At 34.5% G+C, this 26620-nt stretch carries 19 protein-coding genes; 11 read left to right on the forward strand and 8 right to left on the reverse strand.

Translation table 11 applies throughout. The features are described from left to right. Positions 1-276: 276 nt before the first annotated feature. A complete protein-coding gene (locus tag ASD98_RS09990; protein WP_056203735.1) occupies positions 277-711 on the forward strand; it encodes a hypothetical protein in 435 nt (144 codons plus the stop codon). Between the two features lie 202 nt (positions 712-913). Here the strand turns inward: ASD98_RS09990 and ASD98_RS09995 are convergent, their stop codons facing one another. Then, a complete protein-coding gene (locus ASD98_RS09995; RefSeq protein ID WP_056203738.1) occupies positions 914-1594 on the reverse strand; it encodes a hypothetical protein in 681 nt (226 codons plus the stop codon). A 184-nt stretch (positions 1595-1778) separates the two neighbouring features. Further along, positions 1779-2588, reverse strand: coding sequence for a mechanosensitive ion channel family protein (locus tag ASD98_RS10000; protein WP_056203741.1), 810 nt, complete (start codon positions 2586-2588; stop codon positions 1779-1781). A gap of 198 nt (positions 2589-2786) precedes the next feature. Here ASD98_RS10000 and ASD98_RS10005 point away from each other — a divergent pair, with 198 nt between their 5' ends. Beyond that, a complete protein-coding gene (locus ASD98_RS10005; RefSeq protein WP_056203744.1) occupies positions 2787-5696 on the forward strand; it encodes an FAD-binding and (Fe-S)-binding domain-containing protein in 2910 nt (969 codons plus the stop codon). 143 nt (positions 5697-5839) lie between these two features. Here ASD98_RS10005 and ASD98_RS10010 read toward each other — a convergent pair whose 3' ends face one another. Next, entirely contained in the window at positions 5840-6997 is a 1158-nt protein-coding gene (locus tag ASD98_RS10010; RefSeq protein ID WP_056203747.1) for a Gfo/Idh/MocA family protein, read from the reverse strand. Between the two features lie 443 nt (positions 6998-7440). Between ASD98_RS10010 and ASD98_RS10015 the strand changes: the two genes are divergently transcribed. Continuing rightward, positions 7441-9372: an amino acid permease gene (locus tag ASD98_RS10015; RefSeq protein WP_056203749.1), complete on the forward strand. Its 1932-nt coding sequence runs from the start codon at positions 7441-7443 to the stop codon at positions 9370-9372. Between the two features lie 197 nt (positions 9373-9569). Here ASD98_RS10015 and ASD98_RS10020 read toward each other — a convergent pair whose 3' ends face one another. Further along, positions 9570-10814, reverse strand: a complete 1245-nt coding sequence (locus ASD98_RS10020) for an aminotransferase class I/II-fold pyridoxal phosphate-dependent enzyme (RefSeq protein WP_056203752.1) — start codon at positions 10812-10814, stop codon at positions 9570-9572. Between the two features lie 377 nt (positions 10815-11191). On the opposite strand from ASD98_RS10020, the gene ASD98_RS10025 reads away from it, so the two are divergent. The 3 genes from ASD98_RS10025 to ASD98_RS10035 all read left to right on the forward strand — a co-directional run bounded on the left by ASD98_RS10025 (position 11192) and on the right by ASD98_RS10035 (position 14125). Next, positions 11192-11650: an Lrp/AsnC family transcriptional regulator gene (locus tag ASD98_RS10025; RefSeq protein ID WP_056203754.1), complete on the forward strand. Its 459-nt coding sequence runs from the start codon at positions 11192-11194 to the stop codon at positions 11648-11650. Positions 11651-12019: 369 nt separating this feature from the next. Then, a complete protein-coding gene (lpdA, locus tag ASD98_RS10030) occupies positions 12020-13423 on the forward strand; it encodes a dihydrolipoyl dehydrogenase (RefSeq protein ID WP_056203757.1) in 1404 nt (467 codons plus the stop codon). A gap of 165 nt (positions 13424-13588) precedes the next feature. After that, positions 13589-14125: a lipocalin family protein gene (locus tag ASD98_RS10035; protein WP_056203760.1), complete on the forward strand. Its 537-nt coding sequence runs from the start codon at positions 13589-13591 to the stop codon at positions 14123-14125. Between the two features lie 61 nt (positions 14126-14186). Here the strand turns inward: ASD98_RS10035 and ASD98_RS10040 are convergent, their stop codons facing one another. After that, positions 14187-14561, reverse strand: a complete 375-nt coding sequence (locus ASD98_RS10040) for a DoxX family membrane protein (RefSeq protein ID WP_053471099.1) — start codon at positions 14559-14561, stop codon at positions 14187-14189. 210 nt (positions 14562-14771) lie between these two features. Next, positions 14772-15665 carry a DUF4349 domain-containing protein gene (locus ASD98_RS10045; RefSeq protein ID WP_056203763.1) on the reverse strand — a complete coding sequence of 298 codons (894 nt, stop codon included), beginning with the start codon at positions 15663-15665 and terminating at the stop codon, positions 14772-14774. Between the two features lie 183 nt (positions 15666-15848). Here ASD98_RS10045 and ASD98_RS10050 point away from each other — a divergent pair, with 183 nt between their 5' ends. The 3 genes from ASD98_RS10050 (at position 15849) to ASD98_RS10060 (ending at position 20769) form a co-directional block, all read left to right on the forward strand. Then, positions 15849-17135 (forward strand): anthranilate synthase component I family protein, encoded by a 1287-nt coding sequence (locus ASD98_RS10050; RefSeq protein ID WP_056203766.1) that lies wholly within the window; start codon positions 15849-15851, stop codon positions 17133-17135. Positions 17136-17371: 236 nt separating this feature from the next. Further along, entirely contained in the window at positions 17372-18682 is a 1311-nt protein-coding gene (tilS, locus tag ASD98_RS10055; protein ID WP_056203769.1) for a tRNA lysidine(34) synthetase TilS, read from the forward strand. Positions 18683-18705: 23 nt separating this feature from the next. Further along, positions 18706-20769 carry a protein-disulfide reductase DsbD gene (locus ASD98_RS10060; protein ID WP_056204380.1) on the forward strand — a complete coding sequence of 688 codons (2064 nt, stop codon included), beginning with the start codon at positions 18706-18708 and terminating at the stop codon, positions 20767-20769. Between the two features lie 350 nt (positions 20770-21119). Here ASD98_RS10060 and ASD98_RS10065 read toward each other — a convergent pair whose 3' ends face one another. Further along, positions 21120-22436, reverse strand: coding sequence for an ammonium transporter (locus tag ASD98_RS10065; protein ID WP_056203772.1), 1317 nt, complete (start codon positions 22434-22436; stop codon positions 21120-21122). 316 nt (positions 22437-22752) lie between these two features. Between ASD98_RS10065 and ASD98_RS10070 the strand changes: the two genes are divergently transcribed. Continuing rightward, positions 22753-23724, forward strand: a complete 972-nt coding sequence (locus ASD98_RS10070) for a Gfo/Idh/MocA family protein (protein ID WP_056203774.1) — start codon at positions 22753-22755, stop codon at positions 23722-23724. A gap of 61 nt (positions 23725-23785) precedes the next feature. On the opposite strand, the gene ASD98_RS10075 is transcribed toward ASD98_RS10070, so the two are convergent. Next, on the reverse strand, positions 23786-24577 hold the full coding sequence (locus ASD98_RS10075) for a hypothetical protein (protein WP_056203776.1): 792 nt from the start codon (positions 24575-24577) through the stop codon (positions 23786-23788). 412 nt (positions 24578-24989) lie between these two features. Here ASD98_RS10075 and ASD98_RS10080 point away from each other — a divergent pair, with 412 nt between their 5' ends. After that, the gene (locus ASD98_RS10080) at positions 24990-26525 is read left to right on the forward strand and encodes a YifB family Mg chelatase-like AAA ATPase (protein WP_056203779.1); all 1536 of its coding nucleotides are present in this window, start codon (positions 24990-24992) and stop codon (positions 26523-26525) included. Positions 26526-26620: the final 95 nt, after the last annotated feature.

The following is a 26620-nucleotide window of genomic DNA, read 5'->3' on the forward strand; positions in this document are numbered from 1 at the left end:
TTTGAAATCGAGGTATTGCTTTTTAAATCCTACTCCAAATCCAAATAAGGATTTAAAGTTTCAGCTAATTCATTAAGCCAGTAAAACTATCTCTTAATTTGGTGATTTCGTTTTGAAGATCTTCGTGTTCACTCATAACGCCTAATGCAAGTGTAAAATTTACCTGCCTTAGTGTTTTAGCCATTTCTTCAGGTTCAATTCTGTCGTTAAAAAAAATTAAAAGCCTGATTAATCTAGTTGTAAATCAAATAAAATCAATTTATATTTGATTTAATCATGATCGAAAAAATCTTAACCGACTACATTACATTTATCAGAAGCTTTGAAGCTTTATTAAAAGAAAAATACAAACAAGATATAAATCCATGTTCATTTTCTATTACCTTTTTTAAAAGAGTAGGATCAATTGAAGGAATTGAATATTATTTTCACGGAAGTGGCTGTACTGCTAAAAAAGATGAAATTATTTATACCTACGATATTTCAATAAATGAAATTACTTTCACACAATGGGATCTAACAGAGCTTATTAGAACGCATCCTGAATACCAGAAACTAAATTATAGTGCTGAGTTTATTGAATATGAACTCTATCAACTTATAAATAAAGGAATTTTAGAATGGTTAACTTACGAAAGAATTGAAGGTAAGGCTTTTGGATGTGTTTTTAAATGTTATAGAGTTGTTCAGGAATCGCTTTTTGTTCAATAAACCTTCTTATGAAACCGAGAGCCCTAGCCCTGATGGAAGCGACATCCTTTTGCGCCGGGGTTCGGCGTAAAAGATATAGCGGACAGCAGGAAATAGCTCCTGAAAAATAAAACTCCAATTTTTTAAATTCCAAATTCCAAAAAAGATTTACATTTTCATAAGCCTTCGACTTCGCTTAGGGTGACAATTGGGTTAAAGAGATTTATTTCTTTTTCAATTTATACTCTCGTTTATTGCTTTTTGGGTTGAGATCGACAAATTCGTATTCTTCAAAATCTTCAAAATTAGTTTTAAAGAAATCTGCTGCTTTTTCGAGCGGCCAGGATTTAGGATAATAAAAACCGTCAAATTCAGCATTTTGAAGTAGAAGTCTAAAATCATGCCTGAATTCGTCAGCTCCGGAATAGGTTAAAGCAATTTTTCCAGTCCATTCAATATCATATTTGTTTTGTGTCGTTTCTGTGATTTTTATTCTATGATTGGCGCAGGTATCGTGTCCTAATAAATAAATTCCGAATGCGATTTCATCATAATCAAAATCTTCATCAAGTGGAAAAGTATCTGCCAATAAATCTTCTTTTATAAAATCATTAAAAATAGCTTTTTGTGAAGTTTTATTGATTTTAATTCCATAATCTCCCCAATGTGTTGAAGACATGGTACATTGATGAAAATTGCCCCAGACTCCTTTTGAATACCAGTCACCTTTAAATTCTTCATTGTCGTCTTCGGATTCATCTTCGGCATAATAATCATCTGTTTTTAAATGAAAATCAAACCAAATTGATTCGTCTTCTTCGATTCTTCTGCTCCATTTAAATTCTTCTAAAGTGTGACCATTTGGATATGGATTTTCTAAAAAATAGATTCTGTTTGGCTTCATAGAAACTGAGTTTATAAATCAAATATAAAGGTCAATTTTTGAAATTCCAAATTCGAAAGAGTTGTATTAAAATATTGATTTCATAAACCTTCGACTTCGCTCAGGATGACAATCGAGTTTAAAGTCAAAGAAAAGAAAACTTTTGTCCTTTGTAACTCTGAACCTTTGCCCCTTAAAAAGAGCCTTATTTAAGAACAAATCCGTTTTCTTTCAACGTATTCAAAACTTCAGCGATGATTTTAGAACGGCATTCGGCACTTTTTCTATTGGTTCCGGTTTTTACCCAATAACGAATGTTTAACTGAATAATGACACCAGAAATATCCGTGATAACGGCTGCGTCTTCATGATCTTTTTCGGTTACTTCTTCGTTTCGTTTTAGAACTTCTTTTACGAGTTCTATAGCCTTTCCGTAATCAGAACCATATTCGAGGCCGACATTAAAAGTCTGCAAAAGATATCCTTCGCTGTTGTAGTTAATGAGCGTATTTTTAATTAAAAGTGCGTTGGGAATATAAATGATTTTCGAATCGCTTTTGACTTCAGTGTCACGAAGGTTGAGGTTGATGACTTCGCCTTTTACGCCATTGCTTTCGATAATATCCCCAATAGAAAATGGACGTTTGAAAGCGAGCAGAATTCCGGCAAGGAAATTTTCGCCAATATCTTTAAGCGCAAAACCAATTACAAAAGCGGAGATTCCGGCGCCGGCAAGCATACTTTGGGCGATTCCGTCAAGACCAATAATTTTGAACATGAACAAAACCCCAATAATAATCAAAACCGATTTAATTAAACGGGCGATAAAAGTGGCGAGAAGTCGGTCGTGCATCTTGGCTTTGAGTCGGTTTCCGGCAAAAATACCAATGCGGGCCGCAATAAACCACGAAACGAGAATAACAACAATGGCGAGAATAAATTTTGGTGTAAGATCGACAATGCTGTAATAATAGTTTTCTAAATGTTTGAAGACGTCCTGAACGAAATTTTCCATAATAATAAGGCGTAAAAAGTAAAATCTTAAAATTACCCATTTTGCAATTTTAATGCTTTACAGAATTTGACTTTAATTTTATAAAATGTTGACAGGCTGTTAAGATAAATTGGCATTTTATACGTTTTAAGCAGCTATATTTTTATATTTGCTGTCTCAGTTTTTGAGGAATTATTTTTTAAGAAAAGCACCATTTACATGTTGACCCAATCTCATTTAGAGCAATTAGCCGGCGAACTCGAAGGCACACTTTTATACGATGATCTTCATAAAACACTTTATTCGACAGACGCATCAGTGTATCGGATTCGGCCAAATGCGGTGGCTTTGCCTAAATCTACAGCAGATATCAGCAAATTAATTCGCTTTGCGGCACAGCATAATATTTCGATTACGCCCAGAACTGCCGGAACTTCACTGGCGGGACAAGCAGTTGGAGACGGACTTGTGGTGGATGTTTCAAAACATTTCGCCAAAATAATTGGTTACGATGCCGAAAAAAAAACGGTTACGGTTCAGCCCGGTGTTATTCGCGATGAACTAAATTTATTTTTAAAACCCCACGGCGTATTTTTCGCACCCATTACATCAACTTCAAATCGAGCCATGATTGGCGGAATGGTGGGGAATAATTCATCGGGAACAACTTCGATTCGTTATGGTGTAACGCGTGATAAAATTGCTGAGGTAAAAGCAATTTTAAGCGATGGAACAGAAGTAGCTTTTGGAGAATTGACTTCGGCGGAATTTATTGAGAAAACCAAAGGCGATTCTTTAGAAAATAAAATTTATAAAAGCATTTACGACGAACTTTCGGTAAAAGCAATTCAGGAAGAAATTATAAAAGAGTTTCCGAAACCGGAAATTCACAGAAGAAATACAGGTTACGCTGTTGATATTCTGCTAAGATCAGAATTATTTGGCGGAACCGAACCAACAATAAACCTTGGAAAATTACTTTGCGGAAGCGAAGGAACTCTTGCTTTTACAATCGAAATTACTTTAAAAGTCGACGATTTACCGCCTGTCCATAATATTATGGTCGTGGCGCATTATCATACGATTCAGGAATCTTTGGAATCTGTTGTAGTGGCGATGAAACATCATTTGTACACTTGCGAAATGATCGACGATACGATTTTGGATTGTACCAAAACGAATCGCGAACACATTAAAAACCGATTCTTTTTGGTTGGCGAACCTAAAGCGATTATGTTGTTTGAAGTAGCGTCTCACAATTTAGAAGATGCCGAAAATCAGGCGAATGCTTTAATTGCTGATTTAGAAAAAAACAATTTTGGTTACGCTCTTGTAAAGATTTACGGCCCTGATATTGACAAAGCCAACGAACTTAGAAAAGCCGGACTCGGACTTTTAGGAAGTATTGTTGGAGACAACAAAGCAGCCGATTCTATTGAAGATACAGCGGTTGAATTAAGCGATTTGCCAGCTTATATTGCAGAGTTTTCGGCGATGATGCTACGTCACGGACAGGAAGCGATCTATTACGCGCATGCCGGCGCAGGAGAACTGCATTTGCGTCCGGTTTTGAATTTAAAGAAGACATCAGACTTAAAATTATTCAGAGCCATTGCGACCGATGTGGCGCATTTAGTAAAAAAATACAGAGGTTCATTAAGCGGCGAACACGGCGACGGAATCGTGCGCGGCGAGTTTATTCCGTTTATGATCGGTGAGAAGAATTACGAACTGCTGAAAAGAATCAAATTAGCGTTTGACCCGAATTCAGTTTTGAATATAGGAAAGATTGTCAACGCCTTGAAAATGGATGAAAACCATCGTGTGATTTCAGGAAGGGTAGAACCGGATATTAAAACGTTTCAGGATTTTTCAGATAGTTTAGGAATTTTGCGTGCCGCCGAAAAATGTAACGGTTCTGGCGATTGCCGAAAAATGCCATCAGCTGGAGGAGCAATGTGTCCGAGTTATCGTGCGACGAGAAATGAGAAAGAAACGACTCGTGCACGTGCAAATGCTTTACGAGAATATTTGACGTATTCTGAAAAAGAAAACAAATTTGACCAGAAAGAATTATATGAAGTTTTTGAGTTGTGTGTAAGCTGTAAAGCCTGCGCAAGCGAATGTCCTAGTAATGTTGACGTTGCGACTCTAAAAGCGGAGTTTTTATATCAATATCAAAAAGCAAACGGATTCTCGACCCGAAGTAAAATTTTTGCCAACAATGCAAAATTGAACAAAATGGGAAGTTTGTTCCCGTCGATCACGAATTTTATTTCGAATCAATCGCTTGTTAAAAAATCAATGGGAATTGCGCCCGAAAGGCAAGTTCCGCTTTTGGCAAAAAAGACTTTTAGAAAATGGTATGAAAATAACAAACCTGCAACTGCCAATTTTCCAAACGGACAATTGTATTTGTTTGTTGATGAATTTACGAATTATTACGATGTCAATATCGGGATTGATGCTTTTGAATTATTGACGAAATTAGGTTATGAAGTTTTAATCGTAAATCACGAAGAAAGTGGAAGAACGTATTTGTCTAAAGGATTTTTGGAAGAAGCGAAAAAGATAACGGATATTAATGTCAATATATTCAAAGATTTAATTTCCGCAAAAATGCCATTAATCGGAATCGAACCTTCGGCAATTTTGACTTTTAGAGACGAATATTTACGATTGGCATCGGATAAAGAAAGTGCGGAACGTTTGTCTCAAAATGCTTTTACAATTGAGGAATTCTTCAAAAAAGAAATAATCGACGGCAAAATAACACCGGATTCATTTTCTGAAGAAACCAAAGAAATAAAAATCCACGGACATTGCCATCAAAAATCATTGAGTTCTGTTGAAGCGACTTTTGCAATGCTGAACCTTCCTAAAAATAATACTGTCACGATTTATAATTCGGGCTGCTGTGGAATGGCGGGTTCTTTTGGTTATGAAAAAGAACATTATAAAGTAAGTATGCAGATGGGAGAGGACACGCTTTTTCCAAAAGTTCGCAATACTGCCGAAAACGTAAAAATCGCCGCTGCAGGAACGAGCTGCCGTCATCAAATTTATGATGGAACGAAACGTGAAGCACAGCATCCGGTTAGTATTTTGAGAAGCTGTTTGAAGGCTTAACCGCAAAGTTCGCTAAGGTCTACGCAAGGTTCGCAAAGATTAAAAAAAAAAATAATTCGTGAATTCGTGGCTATTTTTTCCGCCACGAATTCACGAATTGAAATAAATTAAAAACTTTGTGTCTTAGAGCCTTTGTGTCAAAACTACTCTAGTGAAACTTTCTTTCCTGTTTCAGCGGCTTTATAGATGGCGTTGATGACTTTAATATCTTTAAGTCCTTCTTCGCCTGTAATATGATTAGGCAGTTTTTTGTTTTCTAATAATACTTTGCAAATTTCATCCATTTGCGTTTGCTGTTGATTTATTACAGGAAATTTCAGAACGCCTTTTGATGTTTTTCCTTCGAATGGTCCGTAACTCAAAGCGGGACTTAATTCGAAAAAACCTTCATCTGCGGAAGCGTAAAATCGGTCAATATTGTAACTAACAGAAGTATTACAATTGGAAACCGCACCGCTTGGAAATTCCATTTGCCAGGAAATACTTTCCTCAGTTTCAGCAAAAATCTGCTTGTTATATACTTTGCCGAATTGAGCCGTAACCGCAATTGGCTCTTCTTCTAAAACATAACGGCTTGCCTGAATACAATAAACGCCTAAGTCCATTAGCGGACCACCTCCGGATAATTTTTTGTTCAATCTCCATTCGTTTCGGTCATTAAAATTAACAGTGCTTTTCGTATCACGCGGATCGTGTATTTGATAACCAAGAGAAGCTTCGATATAACGCACTTGTCCTAAAATTTTCTCTTGTCCCAATCGTTTAATTTCTAAATGGGTAGGTTCATAATGCAAGCGATAACCAATCGCCAGTTGCACTTTATTATCTTCGCAGGCTTTGATCATTTCTTCGCAGTCTTTGACAGTAATAGCCATTGGTTTTTCGGTAATGACATGTTTTCCCGCTTTTGCAGCGCGAATAACAAATTCTTTATGAAGGCCATTTGGCAATACCACATAAACTAAATCAATGTCTTTGTTTTTGCTGATTTCGTCGAAGTTTTGATAATTATAAACATTCTTGTCAGGTATATTGTATTTGCTTTTCCATTTTGTCGCTTTTTCAGGAGTTCCGGTAACGATTCCGGCAAGATGGCAATATTCAGAAACCTGAATTCCTTCTGCTAACATGGACGCGTAATTTCCAAGACCACAAAGCGCAATATTTAATTTTTTTCCTGTATACGGTATTTTATCCGTTTCCGGCGCAGATAAAAAAGAAGGGAGAGTTGTCATAATAACTGAAGCACCAACACCAACACCAAATTTATTCACAAATGAGCGTCTTGAAATTTTTTCCATATAATTCATCTTTTAAGTTAAATATCAAATTATTAGTAAGCTATTTTTGATAAATGTTACATTTGTGTTTGATATAAGTGGCTTATGCGGAAAAGATGGCACGCGGATGACACGGATTTAAATGGATTAACACAGATTTTTTTAATCATTTTTAATCTCTTGTAATTTGTGGCAAAATTTTCAAGCAGATTTAAAAAGATTTAGGCAGATGTGTGCAGATTTATTTATAACTGATCAAATTTAAACCTGAGTGAAAGAATAATTCGAGTAAATTAGAGAAATTCGTGGCAAAAAAACTTTGTGTCTTAGCGTCTTGGCGGCAAAAAATAATTCACAATAAAACAAAATGGTTTTATATATTTGAAATCAGGATAATTTTTGCATTATTTGCAAAATAAAACCATAACAACTGAATTAAATTAATTTATAATAGCAAATCATATATGGCATTTTCAAGTTTATTCCGAAAGAAAACAGTACAGGATATTCTGAAGCAGGTTGCTCAGAATGAATCAGATGGTCATAATGCACTAGGAAAACATTTGACTACAAGGGATTTAACTGCATTCGGAATAGCGGCTATTGTTGGAGCGGGAATTTTTAGTACGATTGGAAAAGCCAGTGCAGACGGCGGACCAGCTGTTATTTTCTTGTTCTTATTTACAGCTCTTGCATGTAGTTTTGCCGCTTTTGCTTATGCTGAATTTGCTTCGATGGTTCCGGTTTCAGGAAGTGCTTATACGTATTCTTATGTTGCTTTTGGAGAATTAATCGCCTGGATAATTGGATGGGCTTTGATTATGGAATATGCCGTAGGAAATATAACTGTAGCCATATCATGGAGTGATTATTTTAGCGGACTGCTCCAGAGCGGCGGAATTCATTTACCGCAATGGATTCAGATGGATTATTTAACCGCTTCAAACGGATTTAATGATGCCGAAGCTTTAATGCGAGGCGGAAAATCTTTCGAAAATTTAAGTGTTGCTTTACAACAGGCACACACAGCATGGACAACTGCGCCAACAATAGGATCTTTTCATTTCGTTACCGATATACCTGCATTATTCATTATTATTTTAATTACAGCTTTGGTTTACAGAGGAATGAAAGAGTCTCGTAACGCGAGTAACTTAATGGTTGTGATAAAACTTTGTGTAGTTCTTTTAGTAATTGCCGTTGGTGTATTTTATGTAGATACAGCAAACTGGGATCCGTTTGCTCCAAATGGAGTTGGCGGTGTTTTAAAAGGAGTTTCTGCCGTTTTCTTCGCTTACATTGGCTTTGATGCTATTTCGACAACAGCCGAAGAATGTAAAAACCCGCAGCGCGATTTACCACGCGGAATGATGTGGGCGATTATCATCTGTACGATTTTATATATTGCTATTGCCTTGGTTTTAACCGGAATGGTAAAATACCACGAATTAAATGTTGGAGATCCTCTTGCATTTGTTTTCGATAAATTAGACTTAAAATGGATGTCGGGAATTATTGCGGTTAGTGCAGTAGTGGCTATGGCAAGCGTTTTATTGGTTTTCCAAATGGGACAACCGCGTATCTGGATGAGCATGAGTCGTGACGGTTTACTGCCAAAGAAATTCTCTACGGTGCATCCAAAATTCAAAACTCCATCTTTCGCAACAATCGTAACAGGTTTTGTAGTGGCAATTCCGGCTTTATTTTTGAATTTGACAATGGTAACTGATTTATGCAGTATCGGGACTTTATTTGCCTTTGTATTGGTTTGTGCGGGAGTTTTAGTATTGCAAAATAAACCTGAAATTCCGAGAGGAAAATTTAAAACGCCTTATGTCAATTCAAAATTCATTCTTCCGGTTTTAATGATCGCAGGATTGTATTATGCTTTTACTTTCAACAATAAAGCGACAATGGCGTTTATTAATAATGATCCACAAATTTATGATGCAACTTCAATCGTGACTTCTTTAGATAAACCAGAATCTGAAAAAGTTTTCAAATATTTAGAAAGCATCGAGGTAAACAATAAAACTGCCGAAACATCAGATTTAGAACATTTATTAGGACAATACCAAGACGACGAAGCTAAATATGTCGAAGTTGTAAAAGGTTTACCAATTGCTGATTCTGCAAAATATGAATCAGGATTTAGTTTATTCAAACACAAAATTCCAATGTGGATATTCTTATTCGTTTTAGTTGGATTAGCTGTTTGGGCTTTCAGAAGAAATCTGTCTTTAATTCCACTTTTAGGATTAATCTGCTGTTTGTATATGATGGCTGAATTAAGCGTTTGGAATTGGATTTACTTTACCATTTGGTTATTAATCGGGCTGTTTATTTACTTTACTTATAGTAGAAAAAATAGTAAACTTAATGTAGTTAAGTTATAAATTATAAATGAGAAAGCCGTTCTGATTGATTTCAGAACGGCTTTTTTATTTTGCCACAAATTCCAGGATTAAAAAAGATTTTTTGTTTCTCGCAGATTCTGCAGATTTAAGCAGATTGAAATAGATTTTTAAATTTTATTATAATAAATAAATCTGCGTACATCTGCTTAAATCTTTTTAAATCTGCGTGAAACTTCTTAGTGAATCTCTGCGAAAACTTCTTTGCGATTCTCTGTGGAATTCAAGATCCCAAGCTCAATCATACAAGCCTTCATCATTTCATAAGTACGATCAATATCATTATCCAAACCAATAGAAAAACGAATCAAACCATCTGTCAATCCCATTTCATGTTGTTCTTCCAACGGAATTTCACTTGAAGTTGAGGTTCCCGGCGCGCTGAATAACGTTTTATAAAACCCTAAACTTACCGCCAGATAACCCAAATTTCTAGCTTGCATCAACTCCATTAATTCATTTGCTTTCGCCAAAGTACCAACATCAATCGTCATCATTCCGCCAAAACCATATTCGGGATTAATCATCGTTTTGTACAATTCATGACTAGGGTGGCTTTTTAATCCCGGATAAACCGTTTTTAATCCGTCTTTTTCAAATTGATCCGCCAGAAAATGCGCATTGTGACTGTGTTGCTTAATTCGGATATGAAGCGTACGAAGGTTTTTCATGACACTTGCAGAACGTAAACTATCCATCGTTGGTCCTAAAAGCATACTCGCACCAGAGTTTACATTTTTCAACGAATTAATAAATTCTTTCGAAGCACAAGTCACGCCGCCAACCGTATCACTGCTTCCGTTAATGTATTTCGTTAAACTGTGAATTACAATATCGGCACCTAATTTTGCAGGAGAAACCGATAATGGCGAAAACGTATTATCGACAACTAATTTCAAATTATGTCTTTTAGCAATTTTAGCCAAACCAGCAATGTCAGCTACTTCCAATAACGGATTACTAACCGTTTCGCAATACAAAACTTTCGTATTTGGCGTAATTGCAGCTTCTACAACATCCAATTTTGTAATGTCAACAAAGCTTGTTTCAATGCCAAATCTTGGTGTAAAGTTTTTTAAGAAAGCGTATGTTCCGCCATAAATAGTTCGGCTCGAAACAATATGATCGCCTGCACCGCAAAGCTGTAATAGAGTAGGGGTAATTGCTCCCATTCCCGAAGCTGAAACATTTGCCGTTTCCGTCCCTTCCATTGCTGCCAAAGCCTGATCTAAATATAAATTACTTGGCGATGAATGGCGCGAATACAAATAACAGCCCTCCATGTTCCCTTCAAAAGTGTCAAACATAGTTTTTGCCGAAAGAAAAGTATAAGTCGAAGAATCAGAAATCGACGGATTCACACCGCCAAATTCACCAAAGTACTGCAGATCCTGAATTTTATCTGCCGGGTTAAAGTCTTTCATATTTTTTTAGTTTCAAGTTTTATTTGTTTCAAGTTTCAAGTTCTTAACATGTAGAATTTAAGTCTAATTTTCAGGAGCTATTTCCTGCTATCCGCTATATCTTTTGTGGCGAACCCCGCCACAAAAGGATGCCGCTTCTATCAGGGCTAGGACACTCGTTTTCAAAAGAAATTCTATTCAAAATAAGATCTAATTAGAAAATTAGTCAACTACATGATGAATAATTAGATTTTAAAACTATAAAAATTAATTTATTGTGATTTTTAATCTAATTTTGATTTGTAAATCATAATTCAATAGATTTTCTTTCTTTTCAAAAACAAACAATAATACTAACCGGAGGATGAAATTGCTTCGTTCCTCGCAATGACGTAATCATGACTTTAGACGAAATCGATAAAAAACTCTTGGTTTTACTACAAACCGACAGTAAAAAAACAACCAAAGAATTATCTTTAAAACTGAATCTTTCGGTAACAGCAGTTTACGAACGAATCAAAAAATTAGAGAGAGAAGGTATAATTAAAAACTACACAGCCTTAGTTGATAAATCCAAAATTGAAAAAGGATTTGTGGTTTTCTGTCATCTAAAATTGATTCAGCATACCAAAGAATTCCTGACCAAATTCGAAAGTGAAGTCATCAAACTCAACGAAGTTTTAGAATGTCATCACGTAAGCGGCGATTACGATTATATTCTGAAAGTTTTGGTAAAAGATATGGAAGCTTACAGGGAATTTTTAGTTACCAAACTGACTTCATTACAGCATATTGGAAGCACACAAAGTATGTTTATGATTAGTGAGGTTAAGAACTCGACGGTGATTTCTTTTTGAAAGGCATAAAGTTACAGAGTGACAAAGGTTCAAAGGTTTTTGAATTGCCTCCAGCTTTAGCTGGAGGTTTTAGATTTATATAGAAAAGGGCTTTAGCCAAATCTGTGTCAGTTTGGCTAAAGCCTTTTACTTCGGCAATAATTTACCATCCAGCTAAAGCTGGACGCAATTCATTTAACAAAAAAACTTTGCGACTCTGCGTCTTTGCGAGACTAAAAAAACAAAAACTTTGCAAACCTCTGCGTAATTCTTAGTGCTCTTTGCGGTAAAACCACAACCCAAAATTTCACACAAAAAACATTGAAAATTAAACTTCAAACAAAACTTTATTGCTTAATTTTGTAACCGCTAAAATAAAAACAAAATACTATGAGTTCATTTGACGTAGTCATTATAGGTTCAGGTCCTGGCGGATATGTATCGGCAATTCGTTGCGCACAATTAGGTTTCAAAACTGCAATTGTAGAAAAATATACTTCATTAGGCGGAACTTGCCTTAACGTAGGTTGTATTCCTTCAAAAGCATTACTTTCTTCTTCTCATCATTACGCAGAAATTGCTCATTTTGCAGATCACGGAATCGAAGTTTCTGGTGATGTGAAAATCAATTTAGAGAAAATGATTGCTCGTAAACAAGCAGTTGTAGATCAAACCGTAGGTGGAATCAACTACTTAATGGATAAAAATAAAATTACTGTTTTCAATGGTTTAGGTTCATTCGTAGACGCAACACATATTGCAGTTGCAAAAGCTGACGGAACATCAGAAACTATCGAAGCAAAATATACTGTAATTGCTACAGGATCAAAACCATCTTCTTTGCCATTCATTAAAATTGATAAAGAAAGAATCATCACTTCGACTGAAGCTTTAGCATTAAAAGAAGTTCCAAAACACTTAGTAATTATTGGTGGTGGAGTTATCGGAATCGAACTTGGACAAGTTTATTTGCGTTTAGGGGCTCAGGTTTCTGTAGTTGAATTCATGGACAGAATCATTCCTGGAATGGACGGTTCTCTTTCTAAAGAATTGACTAAAGTATTGAAAAAACAAGGAATGAAATTCTACGTTTCTCACAAAGTAAAATCAGTTGAAAGAAATGACGATGCTGTTACAGTTCAGGCTGAAAATGCAAAAGGAGAAACAATTACGCTGGAAGGAGATTATTCATTAGTTTCTGTTGGTCGTCGTCCTTATACAGATGGATTAAACGCTGACAAAGCTGGAGTTAAAATCTCAGACAGAGGACAAGTTGAAGTAAACGATCATTTGCAAACTAATGTTCCGAATATTTATGCAATTGGTGATGTTGTTCGTGGAGCAATGTTAGCACACAAAGCAGAGGAAGAAGGAACTATGGTTGCTGAAATCTTAGCAGGTCAAAAACCACACATCGATTATAACTTAATTCCTGGTGTAGTTTACACTTGGCCGGAAGTTGCTGCAGTTGGACAAACTGAAGAGCAATTGAAAGCAGCAGGTGTTGCTTACAAATCTGGAAGTTTTCCTTTTAAAGCCTTGGGGCGTGCAAGAGCAAGTGCAGACTTAGACGGATTCGTAAAAATCCTTGCTGACGAAAAAACGGATGAAGTTTTAGGAGTTCACATGATTGGAGCACGTACAGCCGATTTAATTGCTGAAGCAGTTACTGCAATGGAATTCAAAGCTTCTGCTGAAGATATTTCAAGAATGAGCCATGCGCATCCAACTTTCGCGGAAGCGGTAAAAGAAGCAGCATTGGCAGCAACAGAAAACAGAGCAATACACGTATAATTTTACGTAAAATCATATTTTAAAACCCGTCTCGTTTTTTAACGAGACGGGTTTTTTATTTTGTCTCAAATTTTAATGCCTGAAAAAATATAAACTTCAGGAAAAATTTTGTAAATTAGATGTACAATTCAGATGTTATCTTTATGATAATAAAAAGATTACATCATGAAAAACAAATATATTGCTCCGGTTCTATTAGGAGCAGGAATTGCATTCGTTCTTTATTCTTGTGGTTCAACTATTCCTAAAAAAGCTGCTGCTGTTACCAATTTTGATAAAGCAAAGTATTTAGGAAAATGGTATGAGATCGCACGATTAGATTACAAATGGGAAAGAAACTTAGATAATGTTACCGCCGAATATTCTCTTAACGATAACGGTACTATTAGAGTCGATAATAAGGGCTATGATGTCAAAAAAGACAGATGGGAACAGAGCATCGGGAAAGCCAAGTTTGTCAAAAAAGACAATGTTGGTATGCTCAAGGTCTCATTTTTTGGTCCTTTTTATTCAGGGTATAATGTTGTCGCGGTAGACAGCGACTATAAATATGCACTTGTTGCAGGCGAAAGCTTAAAATACATGTGGATACTTTCCAGAGAAACTACAATGCCGGAAAGCATTAAAGCAGATTTTTTGATCAAAGCTCAGGAAATAGGATACAACATATCAGATTTGATTTGGGTAAACCACGATAAATGAAATTAAATAAAAAACCCGGCATTCTAAATGTCGGGTTTATTTGTTTTTATATTTTACAAACTCAAGGTGTAAATACTGTTTTATAATTATCCCAATATCTGTAAATTAAAAATAGATTAGCTAGAAAAAGCAAGGCAGCAATTGGCAGGCCTTCCGGCGCTAAAAAATAATTGATAAATAAAATATTGATCGTAATTGGTAAAATCAGAATATTTGCCAAGGTCACAAAACGACCTGTTACAAATGAAAGACCACAAAGCAATTCAACTGTTTTTGCAAGGGGAAGCAAATAAGTTGAAGCAACTAAACCCATATTAAATGCCTTAAAATTACCTGTTGTTTCTGGTTCCGGCGCAAGTTTAAAAAAGAACGAAATAGAAGCAAACAGCAAAAGAAGGCCGATCAAAACGCGGACAATAATAGTAGCAATTTTCATAATACTTAGAATTTGAATAGGTTAAAAATGATATAATTAGTGTGCTGATAATTCAAATCAATATTCTTCAAATAAAAACAAAAATCTATTTTAAGCTTTATTTTATTGAGAATTTAACAATCAATAATATTCTATTTTGGGATTAGTTTAATGCTATATCAAATATAACGAATTTTTTATTATGAAATTGTTGTTTTATTAACACTTTTCTTATTTTTTATAATATTTTTTGTAAAGAAAGAATCCGCTGATTATCAGTAATATAATTGACCAAAGATTGATAAAGAAAACTAATATTGCCTGCAAAATGTACCATCCGCTTTTTAAAGCATCAATAATCTGAATGCCTAAATTAGGTTTATAAGCGGCACTGTCTTTTTCGCCCGCAGTTATTTCTTGCTTAATGGTTTCGTTTTGATAAAGCTGTAAAGTAATAGTGCTGAAATTAATTTGATCTTCCATCGATAAATGCTCAATAATACGATTATCGTTTTCTTCTTTTTGATTAGCCAGCACATTTTCAGCATCCATAACATCATTTATTTTTTTGCCTTTAGAATCAATTGCTTTTTCTACCCTTTTTTCATTTACAGCGCCTCTTTTTTGTGAGAGTTGATTGGCAAGTAATTTTATCGAAACATCATCGGCCTTTATAATTCTGTAATCTAAAAAGTCAATTTGCTTTGCAATAGTCTTAATAATAGTATCGAGTTTTGTATTGGGAACACGAATTGTAATATTATTTTCTACAGAATATTTAGTAGTTTCAAGTGTACTGTCCTGACTAATTTTAGTTTTAATTTGATCGTGAATGTTACTTTGTAAATTGGTATAAGTAACAAAACCGCCAAATTTTTGAACAGCATTTTCAATTGCATAAGTAGATTTGACGACGTTTTTAACTTTGAATTTAATATCAGCGGTTCTAATAAATTTCTGTTTGCTGTCTTTTTGTTCGACTGCTGCAGAAGATGAAATAGCAGTTGTATCTGCTGCCATTTTAGAATCTGCTAATTCCCCAGAATCGTAATCTGCTTTTTTGCAGGAAAATAATAAAGTAATAATAGTTAAGGCGATCAAACCTAATTTTGCACTCGTTTTCATAAAGGTTTAAAATTTGATTAATAAATAAAATGTTTGGATGATATTAAATTCGGTTGATTTGTTAAAATGTTTGTGAATTATTACAAAATCGATGTACTAAAAAGCGTGCCAATAATTTTTATAGAATCTTTTATCGAAGGTCTTTTTTTGTTGTAATTTTGAAATTTAAAAAACCATTCATTTTTGAGAGTTTCTATTACCAAATATATTTCAAACCCAGAGCAGTTTAAACAACAGCTTTTAACCTGGGCACAGCAATTTCGTGAAGTCATTTTTTTAGACAGTAATTCTTATCCACAGCAATATTCGAGTTTTGATTGTTTGTTGGCTGTCGACGCTTTTACATCATTAAAAACAGATTTTCAGAACGCTTTTGATGACTTAAAGCAATACCAGCAAACCACAAAAGACTGGCTGTTCGGCTATTTGTCTTATGATTTAAAAAATGATGTTGAAGACTTAAAATCAAATAATTTTGACGGATTAGAATTTCCCGATTTGTTCTTTTTTCAGCCAAAAAAAATATTTGTATTAAAAGGAAACCAGCTTGAAATTCAATATTTACTGCTTTGCGATGATGAGGTTGAAGATGATTTTAATGAGATAGTTGAAAGTCAAAAGTCGAAAGTCGAAAGTGCAGCATCTTTAAAAATTGAACAGCGTATTTCCAGAGATTCATATGTTGAAAAAGTAACTAAAATGCTCGAGCATATTCATAAAGGGGATATGTATGAAGCAAACTTTTGTATGGAATTTTTTGCCGAAAATGCTGTAATTAATCCGTTAGAAAAATTTGAGAAACTGAATGAAATTTCACAAGCACCATTTTCAGTTTTCTTCAAAAATCACAAACAATATTTACTTTCTGCCTCGCCGGAACGTTATCTTAAAAAAGTAGGAGATAAAATTATTTCTCAGCCTATAAAAGGAACTTCAAAACGATTTTTAGACTCGGCAGAAGATCAAAAATCAAAAGAATTTCTGGAATCTGACACAAAAGAACGTGCAGAAAATATCATGATTACAGATTTGGTTCGAAATGATTTATCGCATACAGCACAAAAAGGTTCTGTTGAAGTTGAAGAACTTTGCAAAATTTATTCTTTTCTGCAGGTTCATCAAATGATTTCGACGATCAAATCAAAATTAGATCCTCAATATTCTCCGATAGATGTTTTAAAAACAACTTTTCCGATGGGAAGCATGACGGGCGCACCAAAGATTTCGGTTATGAAAATCATCGAAAATCTGGAAGAAACCAAACGCGGAATTTACAGCGGAGCAGTTGGCTACTTTACTCCCGAAGGTGATTTTGATTTCAATGTTGTTATTCGAAGTATAGTATACAATCAGGAAAAACAATATGCTTCATTTTCAGTCGGAAGTGCCATCACATCTCTTTCCATTCCCGAAAAAGAATACGAAGAATGTTTGCTAAAAGCTAAAGCAATGCACGAAGTTTTACAGTAAATTTAAAAGTTAAAGTTACAGATTAAAATGATTTTTTTGTTTCACGCAGATTTTGCAGATTTAATTTAAATTTAAATAAAAAATCTGCGTAAATCTTTTCAATCTGTGGCAAAAAAAATCTGCTCAATCTGCAAAATCTGCGTGAAAAATAATTCGTGAATTCGTGGCAAACAAAAAAATCACTGCTTAACATTTCATTTAAAAATAGATAAAATTTAATTTGTTACTTTTATCAAATGCTTTCAAAATTCCAAAACCATATCACATCGAGACTTCCATTTTTAGCAGAAAAAAAACTTTTTCTTGCTGTTAGCGGAGGCTTAGACAGCATGGTTTTATTACATTTATTAAAACAATTGCCATATGAAATTGCTGTTTTGCATTGCAATTTCCAGCTTCGCGGACTAGAAAGTTTCGGCGATCAGAGCTTTGTTCAGGAATATTGTAATCAAAATGATATTGCGGTTTTTATAACGCAGTTCGATACCGAAGCTTTTGCGAAAGATTATAAACTTTCGACTCAGGTTGCGGCGCGAGAACTTCGTTACAGCTGGTTTTATGAACTTCTGGAAGAAAAAAACTTTGATTATATCTTAACAGCGCATCATGCAGATGATAATCTGGAAACCTTTATTATTAATCTAACCCGCGGAACCGGATTAGAAGGATTAACCGGAATTCCAGAAGAAAACGATAAAATAATACGTCCGCTTTTGCCATTTTCAAGAGAAGAAATTCTGAAATATGCCGAAGAAAATAATATCAAATGGAGAGAAGACAGCAGTAATGCTTCTAATAAATACCTGCGCAATAAAATCCGTCACGATTTAGTTCCCATTCTTAAAGAAATCAATCCCAATTTTTTAAACGCATTTCAAAAAACGCAATCATATTTGCAGGAATCGCAGATTATGGTTGAAGATGCATCGATTATGATTTATCAGCAGGTTGCAAAAGAAGTTGGCGACGATATTCATTTCGATCTGAATCAGTTGAAAAAACTTCCAAATTATAAATCCTATTTGTACCAATGGCTTAATGAATTTGGTTTTTCAGCATGGAACGATATTTACGATTTAGTCGAAGGACAATCGGGGAAACAAGTTCTTTCTGAGGAATTTCGATTATTAAAAAATAGAGAAACGTTGATTTTAAGTCCGATTTCAGAATTTTCAGAAAAAGAAGAATTTGAGATTGCTGCAAACGTTACAGAAGTTAATTTTCCCTTAAATTTGAAGCTTTGTCAGGTAGACGACATTACAATAGATTCAAATAAAGCTATCTTTGTGGACGCCGAAAAAATCCAGTTTCCTTTGGTTTTACGTAGATGGAATGAGGGAGATGTTTTTCAGCCTTTTGGAATGCATGGAAAGTCTAAAAAAGTAAGCAAACTTTTTAAAGACGAAAAATTATCGCTGATCGAAAAGGAAAAAACATGGATTTTAGCGTCTGATAATCAAATAGTTTGGGTTGTTGGGATTCGGCAGGATGAGCGTTTTAAAATAAAAAATGCCACAAATAAAATACTTAAAATAGAATTGCAATAATGAACTTTAATCAAAACCATCAAATGATATTTTCTAAAAATATCTGGAATAAAATCACTGTCTTTTTTCTGTTTTTCTTTTTTGCTTTGGCAAGTAATGCCCAAATTTTAGAGCCTGTAAAGTGGACTTCTAAAATTGAGAAAAAAGGAAATAATGCCGTTTTAATTTTCGAAGGAACTATCGAAAAAGACTGGCATATGTATTCGCAATTCACTCCGGAAGGCGGACCGCTTGCATTAGAAATTGCCTTTAAAAACCAAAAAGGAAACTACGAGTTAGTAGGAAAAGCAAAAGAAGGTAAAACCAGAACAGCTTTTAATGACGTTTTTGGTGTAAATGAAACTTTCTTTGAGGGAAAAGCACATATAGAACAGGAAATAAAAATTATTAACCCAAATTTAAAAACGGTTGATGTAGATTTTGATTTTCAGGTTTGTAAAGAAGTTTGTATCAATTCAAATAAGAAATTTTCTATTGCAGTTCCTTCAACCTTTAAAATGGATGAAGTTCCTGTTATAGCACCAGCACAATTAGATGAAACTAAAAGAACAGGTTTAGCCATAGATACTGTTAAAAAAGAAACAGAAGTTGCTAAAGATCAAACGGTAAAAGCAGAAACTGAAAAAGCGGTAAAAGAAGAAATTCCTGCTCCGGCACCTACAAGAAGTTTATGGTCTATATTTTTTGTTGCCTTCTTGTTTGGATTTACTGCATTATTAACGCCATGTGTTTTTCCAATGATTCCAATGACAGTAAGTTTTTTTACGAAACAAAGTAAAACGAGAGCTGCTGGAATAAGAAATGCTATTATTTATGGCATTGCTATTATTGTAATTTATGTTGGTTTAGGATTGATTGTTACTAAAATATTTGGTGCAGATGCCCTAAATGCATTGTCTACAGACGTTTGGTTTAATCTTATCTTCTTTGTGATCTTAGTTATTTTTGCTACTTCATTTTTAGGTGCTTTTGAAATTATGCTTCCAAATTCGTGGGCAAACAAAGCTGATCAGCAAGCTGATAGAGGAGGAATAATTGGGATATTGTTTATGGCATTAGCGTTAGCAATTGTATCTTTTTCATGTACAGGGCCAATTGTAGGTACGATTTTAGTTGAAGCAGCGACAAATGGAGGTATTGCTCCAGCAGTTGGAATGTTAGGATTTTCTTCTGCATTAGCACTTCCGTTTATGTTGTTTGCAATGTTCCCGGGTTGGTTAAATTCATTGCCAAAATCCGGAGGCTGGTTAAATACTGTAAAAGTAGTTTTAGGCTTTTTAGAATTAGCATTTGCATTTAAATTTTTATCAAATGCCGATTTAGTTTTACAATTACATTTCTTAGAAAGAGAAGTATTCTTAGCGATTTGGATCGCAATTTTCGCAGCAATGACATTATATTTATTTGGAAAAATCACCTTACCTCATGATAGCCCGTTAGAACGTATTTCAGTTGGAAGATTGTATATGGGATTACTTACTTTAATATTTACAGTTTATCTAATTCCGGGACTTTGGGGAGCACCATTAAAATTAATCAGCGCATTTCCGCCACCGCCACAATACAGTGAAAGTCCGTTTGGAGTTGGAGGATCTGGGAATTCAGGCTTGAGTTCTGATGTAAAAGGACTTCCTGAAGGTGCAGAATTAGGTCCGCACGGAATTATGGTTTTCCATGATTATGAAGACGGATTAGCGTATGCAAAAGAAATCCATAAACCAATTATGCTTGATTTTACGGGTTATGCCTGCGTAAACTGCAGAAAAATGGAAAACAACGTTTGGTCTGAACCAACGATTTTACCAATCTTAAAAAATGATGTTGTTTTGATTTCTCTTTATGTTGATGATAAGCGCGAATTACCAAAAGAAGAGCAATTTGTAACAGCTGCAGGAGATAAAATTATTACTGTTGGTGATAAATGGACCGATTTTATGATCTCAAAATATAAAACCAATACACAGCCTTTATATGTAATTACAGACTTAGAAGGAAATAATCTGCATACTTCTAAACCAACAATTAGCTATGTAAGCGCAGATGAATATTTAAATTGGTTAAAAGAAGGAATAGCGAACTTTAAGTAAGTTCTTTTGAGTTATGAATTATGAATTATGAATTATGAGTGAGGAATTAGAGAAATTCTATCTTAATCTCTTGGTAATTTGGAATCTGATATTAAAACATAGCCCGCGGTTTCAACCGCGGGAACACATCAATATCAAACCTTCTATTCTATGCGCCCCACGGTTGAAACCGTGGGCTATGTTTTAAGAAGTTATGCATAAGATATGTGACGAGTGAAGCTTTAATCTAAAATCCACACTCTAAAATCTAAAATATATTTTTAAATCGGTTGAAGTTAATTCAAACAAAAAAGCACTCTAAATAATATAGAGTGCTTTTTTTATCAGCAAGTAGTATAAAAATTAATTTCTTATAAGAATTCTCCGTGTTGAGAGATATCTAAACCTAATTCTTCTTTTTCTTCAGTAACTCTTAGAGGAGTAATTTTATTTACAACAAAGAATAAAATATAAGAACCTACAAAAGCGAAGATTGAAACTACAACTAAAGCAGTTAATTGGTTGATAAATAAAGTTGGAGTTCCGAAGATTAAACCTTGGTTATCACCAACAACAGGGTTAATAGCTTTTGAAGCAAAAACTCCAGTTAATAACATACCTACCATACCACCAACACCGTGACAAGCAAATACATCAAGAGCATCGTCGATTTTTCCTTTAGGGAATTTGCTTACTACAAGGTTACTTACAATTGCAGCAAAAGCTCCAATAAAGATTGCGTGAGAGATACTTACGAAACCAGCAGCAGGCGTAATGGCAACAAGACCTACAACTGCTCCAATACAAGCTCCAAGCGCAGATAATTTGTGTCCTAAAATTTTATCAAGGAAAACCCAAGCCATTGCAGCAGCGGCAGCGGCAACAGTAGTTGTTCCTAAAGCCTGTACAGCTAGACCATTTGATCCTAATGCAGATCCTGCATTGAAACCAAACCATCCAAACCATAGTAAACCTGTTCCTAATAATACATAAGTAATTCTCGCAGGATTAACTTTTTGAATTTTTCTTTTTCCTAAAAAGATAGCTCCGGCTAATGCAGCCCAACCAGCACTCATGTGTACTACAGTTCCACCAGCGAAGTCAAGAACTCCCATTTTAAAGAAAACTCCATCAGGATGCCATGTCATGTGAGCCAAAGGAGCATATATAACAATTATGAATAAAACCATGAATAACAAATAAGCCCAGAAACGTACACGTTCTGCAAAAGCACCTGTAATTAACGCAGGAGTAATAATGGCAAATTTGGCCTGAAATAATGCGAATAACATAAACGGAATCGTTGGTGCAAGACTCCATGCAGTGTTTGTTCCAACACCTTCAAAGAATAAATTAGAAGATGGATTTCCGATGATTCCTCCAATTGTAGGACCAAAAGCCAATCCAAAAGCAACAACAACCCATAAAATTGTAACAATTACCATTGCCATAAAACTTTGAAGCATAGTACTGATAACGTTTTTCTTACCTACCATACCTCCGTAGAAAAATCCTAATCCTGGAGTCATTAACAATACAAAAGCAGTTGCAACGATCATCCAAGCCGTATCTCCTGTATCAAACTTTACAGCTTCTGCCGGAATTGGGTTATCGGCGATGATGAAATTCGATATAAAGGTTAGTACCAAAATAGTGATAAGAATCACACTTAAAATAATTTTTCGCATAGTTATTTAGTTTTAAAATTTTTGATAAAAGTATAAAATGATTTAATACCCCCTAATAAAATAGAGGCTAATGTTTAATTTTTGTTAATTTTTAAATTTAACCCCCTCAATTTTGAATCTATTTGTTAAAATGGACTTAAAATTTACATTTTAGCAGCGTTTTTTTTTACTAGGTTTTCAAATCGAATATTTTTCCTATTTTTTTAATACACTTTTTTGAGTTAAACTTGTTGTTTGTTATCTAAAAACATCTAATTAGATTTATTGTTGAAGTATATTTAATGTTTTTAACACTTTTTATAATTAAAATTTAAGAATGAAAAATCAGAAAATAAAATGGGGAATAATTGGCTTGGGAAATATTGCACATCAATTTGCAACAGACTTATTATTGATAGAAGATGCTGATTTGCTTGCCGTTGCTTCTCGTGATATTTTGAAAGCAGATGAATTTGCTTCAAAATACAATGCAGCAAAAACATACGACTCTTATGAAGCACTTTTTGCAGATCAGGAAGTTGATATAGTTTATATCGCAACGCCTCACGATTCGCACGCTGAATTGTCTATAAAAGCACTTGAAAGCGGTAAACATGTTTTATGCGAAAAACCAATTGCTCTTTCTTATAAAGATGCCGGGCGTATGATCGAGGCTTCTAAAAAACATAATAAGTTTTTTATGGAAGCTTTCTGGACACGTTTTATTCCGGCTGTTCAGGATGTTTTGACAAAAATTGAAAGTGGAATTATAGGCGAACCCAATTACATAAAAGCCGATTTTGCTTTTATAGGAAATGATGAAGAAGGAAGCCGGCTTTTCGATAAAAACCGCGGCGGCGGAGCATTATTTGATATTGGCGTTTATCCATTATTTCTCTCCTATATAGTATTCGGAATTCCGAAAGAGATAATGTCTAAAGCTGTTTATCATAAAAATGGAATTGATTTACAAACTTCAATGATTTTACAATATGAAAAAGCGCAGGCAGTTTTACATTCTTCTATAGTTTCAGAATCTGATATGAAAGCGTTGATTAGCGGAACACAAGGCCGAATCGAATTAAATTCGCCGTGGTTTATGGCCAATGGATATTCTATTTTTAAAGAGGAACATGAATCGATTTATAGTTTGCCGACTCTTGGGAAAGGTTATGCTCATGAGATAATTGAGTGTAATAATTGTATCAGAAATAATCAAATTGAAAGTGAATTTTGGTCACATCAAAATAGTTTGGATTTGAGTAGAATTGTTGAAGAGATTAAAACTCAAATTCAGCTTCCATTTTAAAAAAACTTTTTATTTGTAAAGGCTTACGGAAGTGCCGTTTTTGGGGTTGGAGCCATGACGATTATGATCCAGTTTTTTCAGTTTTACTATAAAGATTTTTTTCAAATATTGTATTCCGGTATATCTCATAACCTTTGTCATTGGTTTCATTGACATATCCCATTTTGTCCATAATTTTGTAGATTAGTTGTCTAACCAATTCACCAATAGTGTCAGGTGATGGTACCTTTTTAAGAAATTCAATTTTGTTGTTTTCTTTATACATTAAAATAAGCAATAAAGAGTTATAGATTTCAATAAACACAATAATATCGTATTTTAAATTTGATTTTTTTGGTAGTTTAGAATTGAGCCAATTCGGTCTCCCTGTCTTGAATGTTGTTACATTTTTAACATCATTTAAGTAAGCACTAACTAAAACATTTAATCTACTAAGTTTGTCGAAATATTGATTAAAATCAATTTTAGAAAGTTCTTCATCTAGATTTGCAGTGATTTTTGCAGATTCTTTCTTGTTTTTCAGTATTTGAATATCTTCTAGTTTTGATAACCTTTCATAAAAGTTATAAAATTGGAAATACTCAATTTGTAAGTCATTCAGTATACCGCACATTTCTTCTAATTTACTGACCAGTATTTGGTGATGACTTACCTTTGTACTTTTATTAACGGCATAAAGGGATATTATTATAGCTATTAAAGTTAATATAGTTCCACACGCAGTAAATACATTATTGTTATCATTAAAAAATTGCACAAAAGGGTATGGTTGAGTTGTAGATTTATTTATAACCCCTTTCACTACATCAGTATGTGAAATTAAAATCATATCGTTAAGTATAGTCTCTTCCATGATAGTTTATATTATCAGATTTTACTAATTTTAAGTATGTAGTACGATTATTTGATTATGTAGTATAAAATAAAGAAACAATTTCATAACGAATAAAGAAATAAATCAAGGCTTTTGAGTTTTTATTTTTAACTTGTTGAAATTTATAAAGTTACAAATAAATTTATGATATTTATTGTTGCCGAAAAGAACAAAAATAAAGTGGTTTAATTTTCGATCCGTCGTTGTTGGAACTGAACTATGTCATAATCTTATTAAACAAATCGATTAATTTTTTTGTTTCCTTGATAAGAACAAACAACTTCATAGAGCTTTATTAAGCTTCAATTTTTAAAACCTTTTATTTGTAATAAAATATTTACAATTTAATATTTTTTCATTAGCTTTAAAAATAAATAATGAAAGGAATATTATGTTAGTAAAAGTTTACGGAAGTGCCGTTTTTGGAGTAGAAGCAACAACGATTACGATCGAGGTTCATATGGATAAAGGAATTGGTTATCATTTAGTTGGTCTTCCGGATAATGCGATAAAAGAAAGCAGTTATAGAATTGCCGCCGCTCTAAAAAATAATGGATTAAGTCTGCCAGGAAAAAAAATTACCATAAATATGGCTCCCGCTGACCTTCGAAAAGAAGGTTCTGCTTATGATTTGCCTCTTGCAATGGGAATTTTAGTAGGTTCAGATCAGATAAAAGCCCCGGAAATTGAACAATATATCATTATGGGCGAACTTTCTCTTGATGGAAGTTTACAGCCTATTCGGGGAGCTTTGCCCATTGCGATAAAAGCAAAAGAAGAAGGTTATAAAGGTTTTTTCCTGCCTATTCAAAATGTAAAAGAAGCCGCCATTGTTGCGGGTTTAGATGTTTATGGGGTTTCGAACCTGCAAGAAATAATTGATTTTTTCGCAGGAAAAGGAACGCTTGAACCAACTGTAATTGATACAAGAGCTGAATTTTATAAAACTCTGGATTTTCCCGAATTTGATTTCTCAGACGTTCGCGGGCAAGAAAGTATAAAACGCTGCATGGAAATTGCTGCGGCCGGAGGACATAATATTATTTTAATTGGCCCGCCCGGAGCCGGAAAAACAATGCTGGCCAAACGTGTCCCAAGTATTCTGCCTCCAATGACACTGCGAGAAGCACTTGAAACCACTAAAATTCATAGTGTTGCCGGAAAATTAAAAGAAGTTGGGTTAATGAATCAACGTCCGTTTAGAAGTCCACATCATACTATTTCAAATGTTGCTTTGGTTGGCGGGGGAAGTTATCCGCAGCCGGGCGAAATCTCGATGGCGCACAATGGCGTTTTATTTCTAGACGAATTGCCGGAATTTAAACGAGATGTTTTAGAAGTTATGCGTCAACCGCTTGAAGATCGTGAAGTTACGATTTCGAGAGCTAAATTTACAGTGACTTATCCGTCATCATTTATGCTTGTGGCGAGTATGAATCCAAGTCCGAGTGGATTTTTCAATGATCCAAATATGCCAAATACTTCATCGCCACATGAAATGCAGCGTTATATGAGTAAAATTTCAGGTCCGCTTTTAGACCGAATCGATATTCATATTGAAGTTACACCGGTTCCGTTTGATAAACTGGCAGACGACCGCAAAGCCGAAAGCAGTGTCGAAATCCGTAAACGTGTTACGGCTGCACGCGAAATCCAAACCAAACGTTTTGCAGACATAGAAAATATTCATTACAACGCTCAAATGAGCAGTAAATTAATTCGTGAGTTTTGTGCACTAGACGAACAATCAAAAGAACTTTTAAAAAATGCCATGGAGCGTCTAAATCTTTCTGCAAGAGCGTATGACAGGATTTTGAAAGTTGCCAGAACTATTGCTGATTTAGATAATGCCCCAGTTGTAATTTCGCAGCATATTGCCGAAGCGATTCAATATAGAAGTTTGGATCGTGAGGGATGGCTGGGGTAAAATTTTAGATTTTAGATTTCTGATTTTAGATTGTAATACTTTGAGGTGAAAACTTTGTCTAAGTTCCCGCAATCTTGTCATTCCGAGGAACGAGG

It is taken from the genome of Flavobacterium sp. Root186, from assembly GCF_001428525.1.
In the GTDB taxonomy this organism is placed as follows: domain Bacteria; phylum Bacteroidota; class Bacteroidia; order Flavobacteriales; family Flavobacteriaceae; genus Flavobacterium.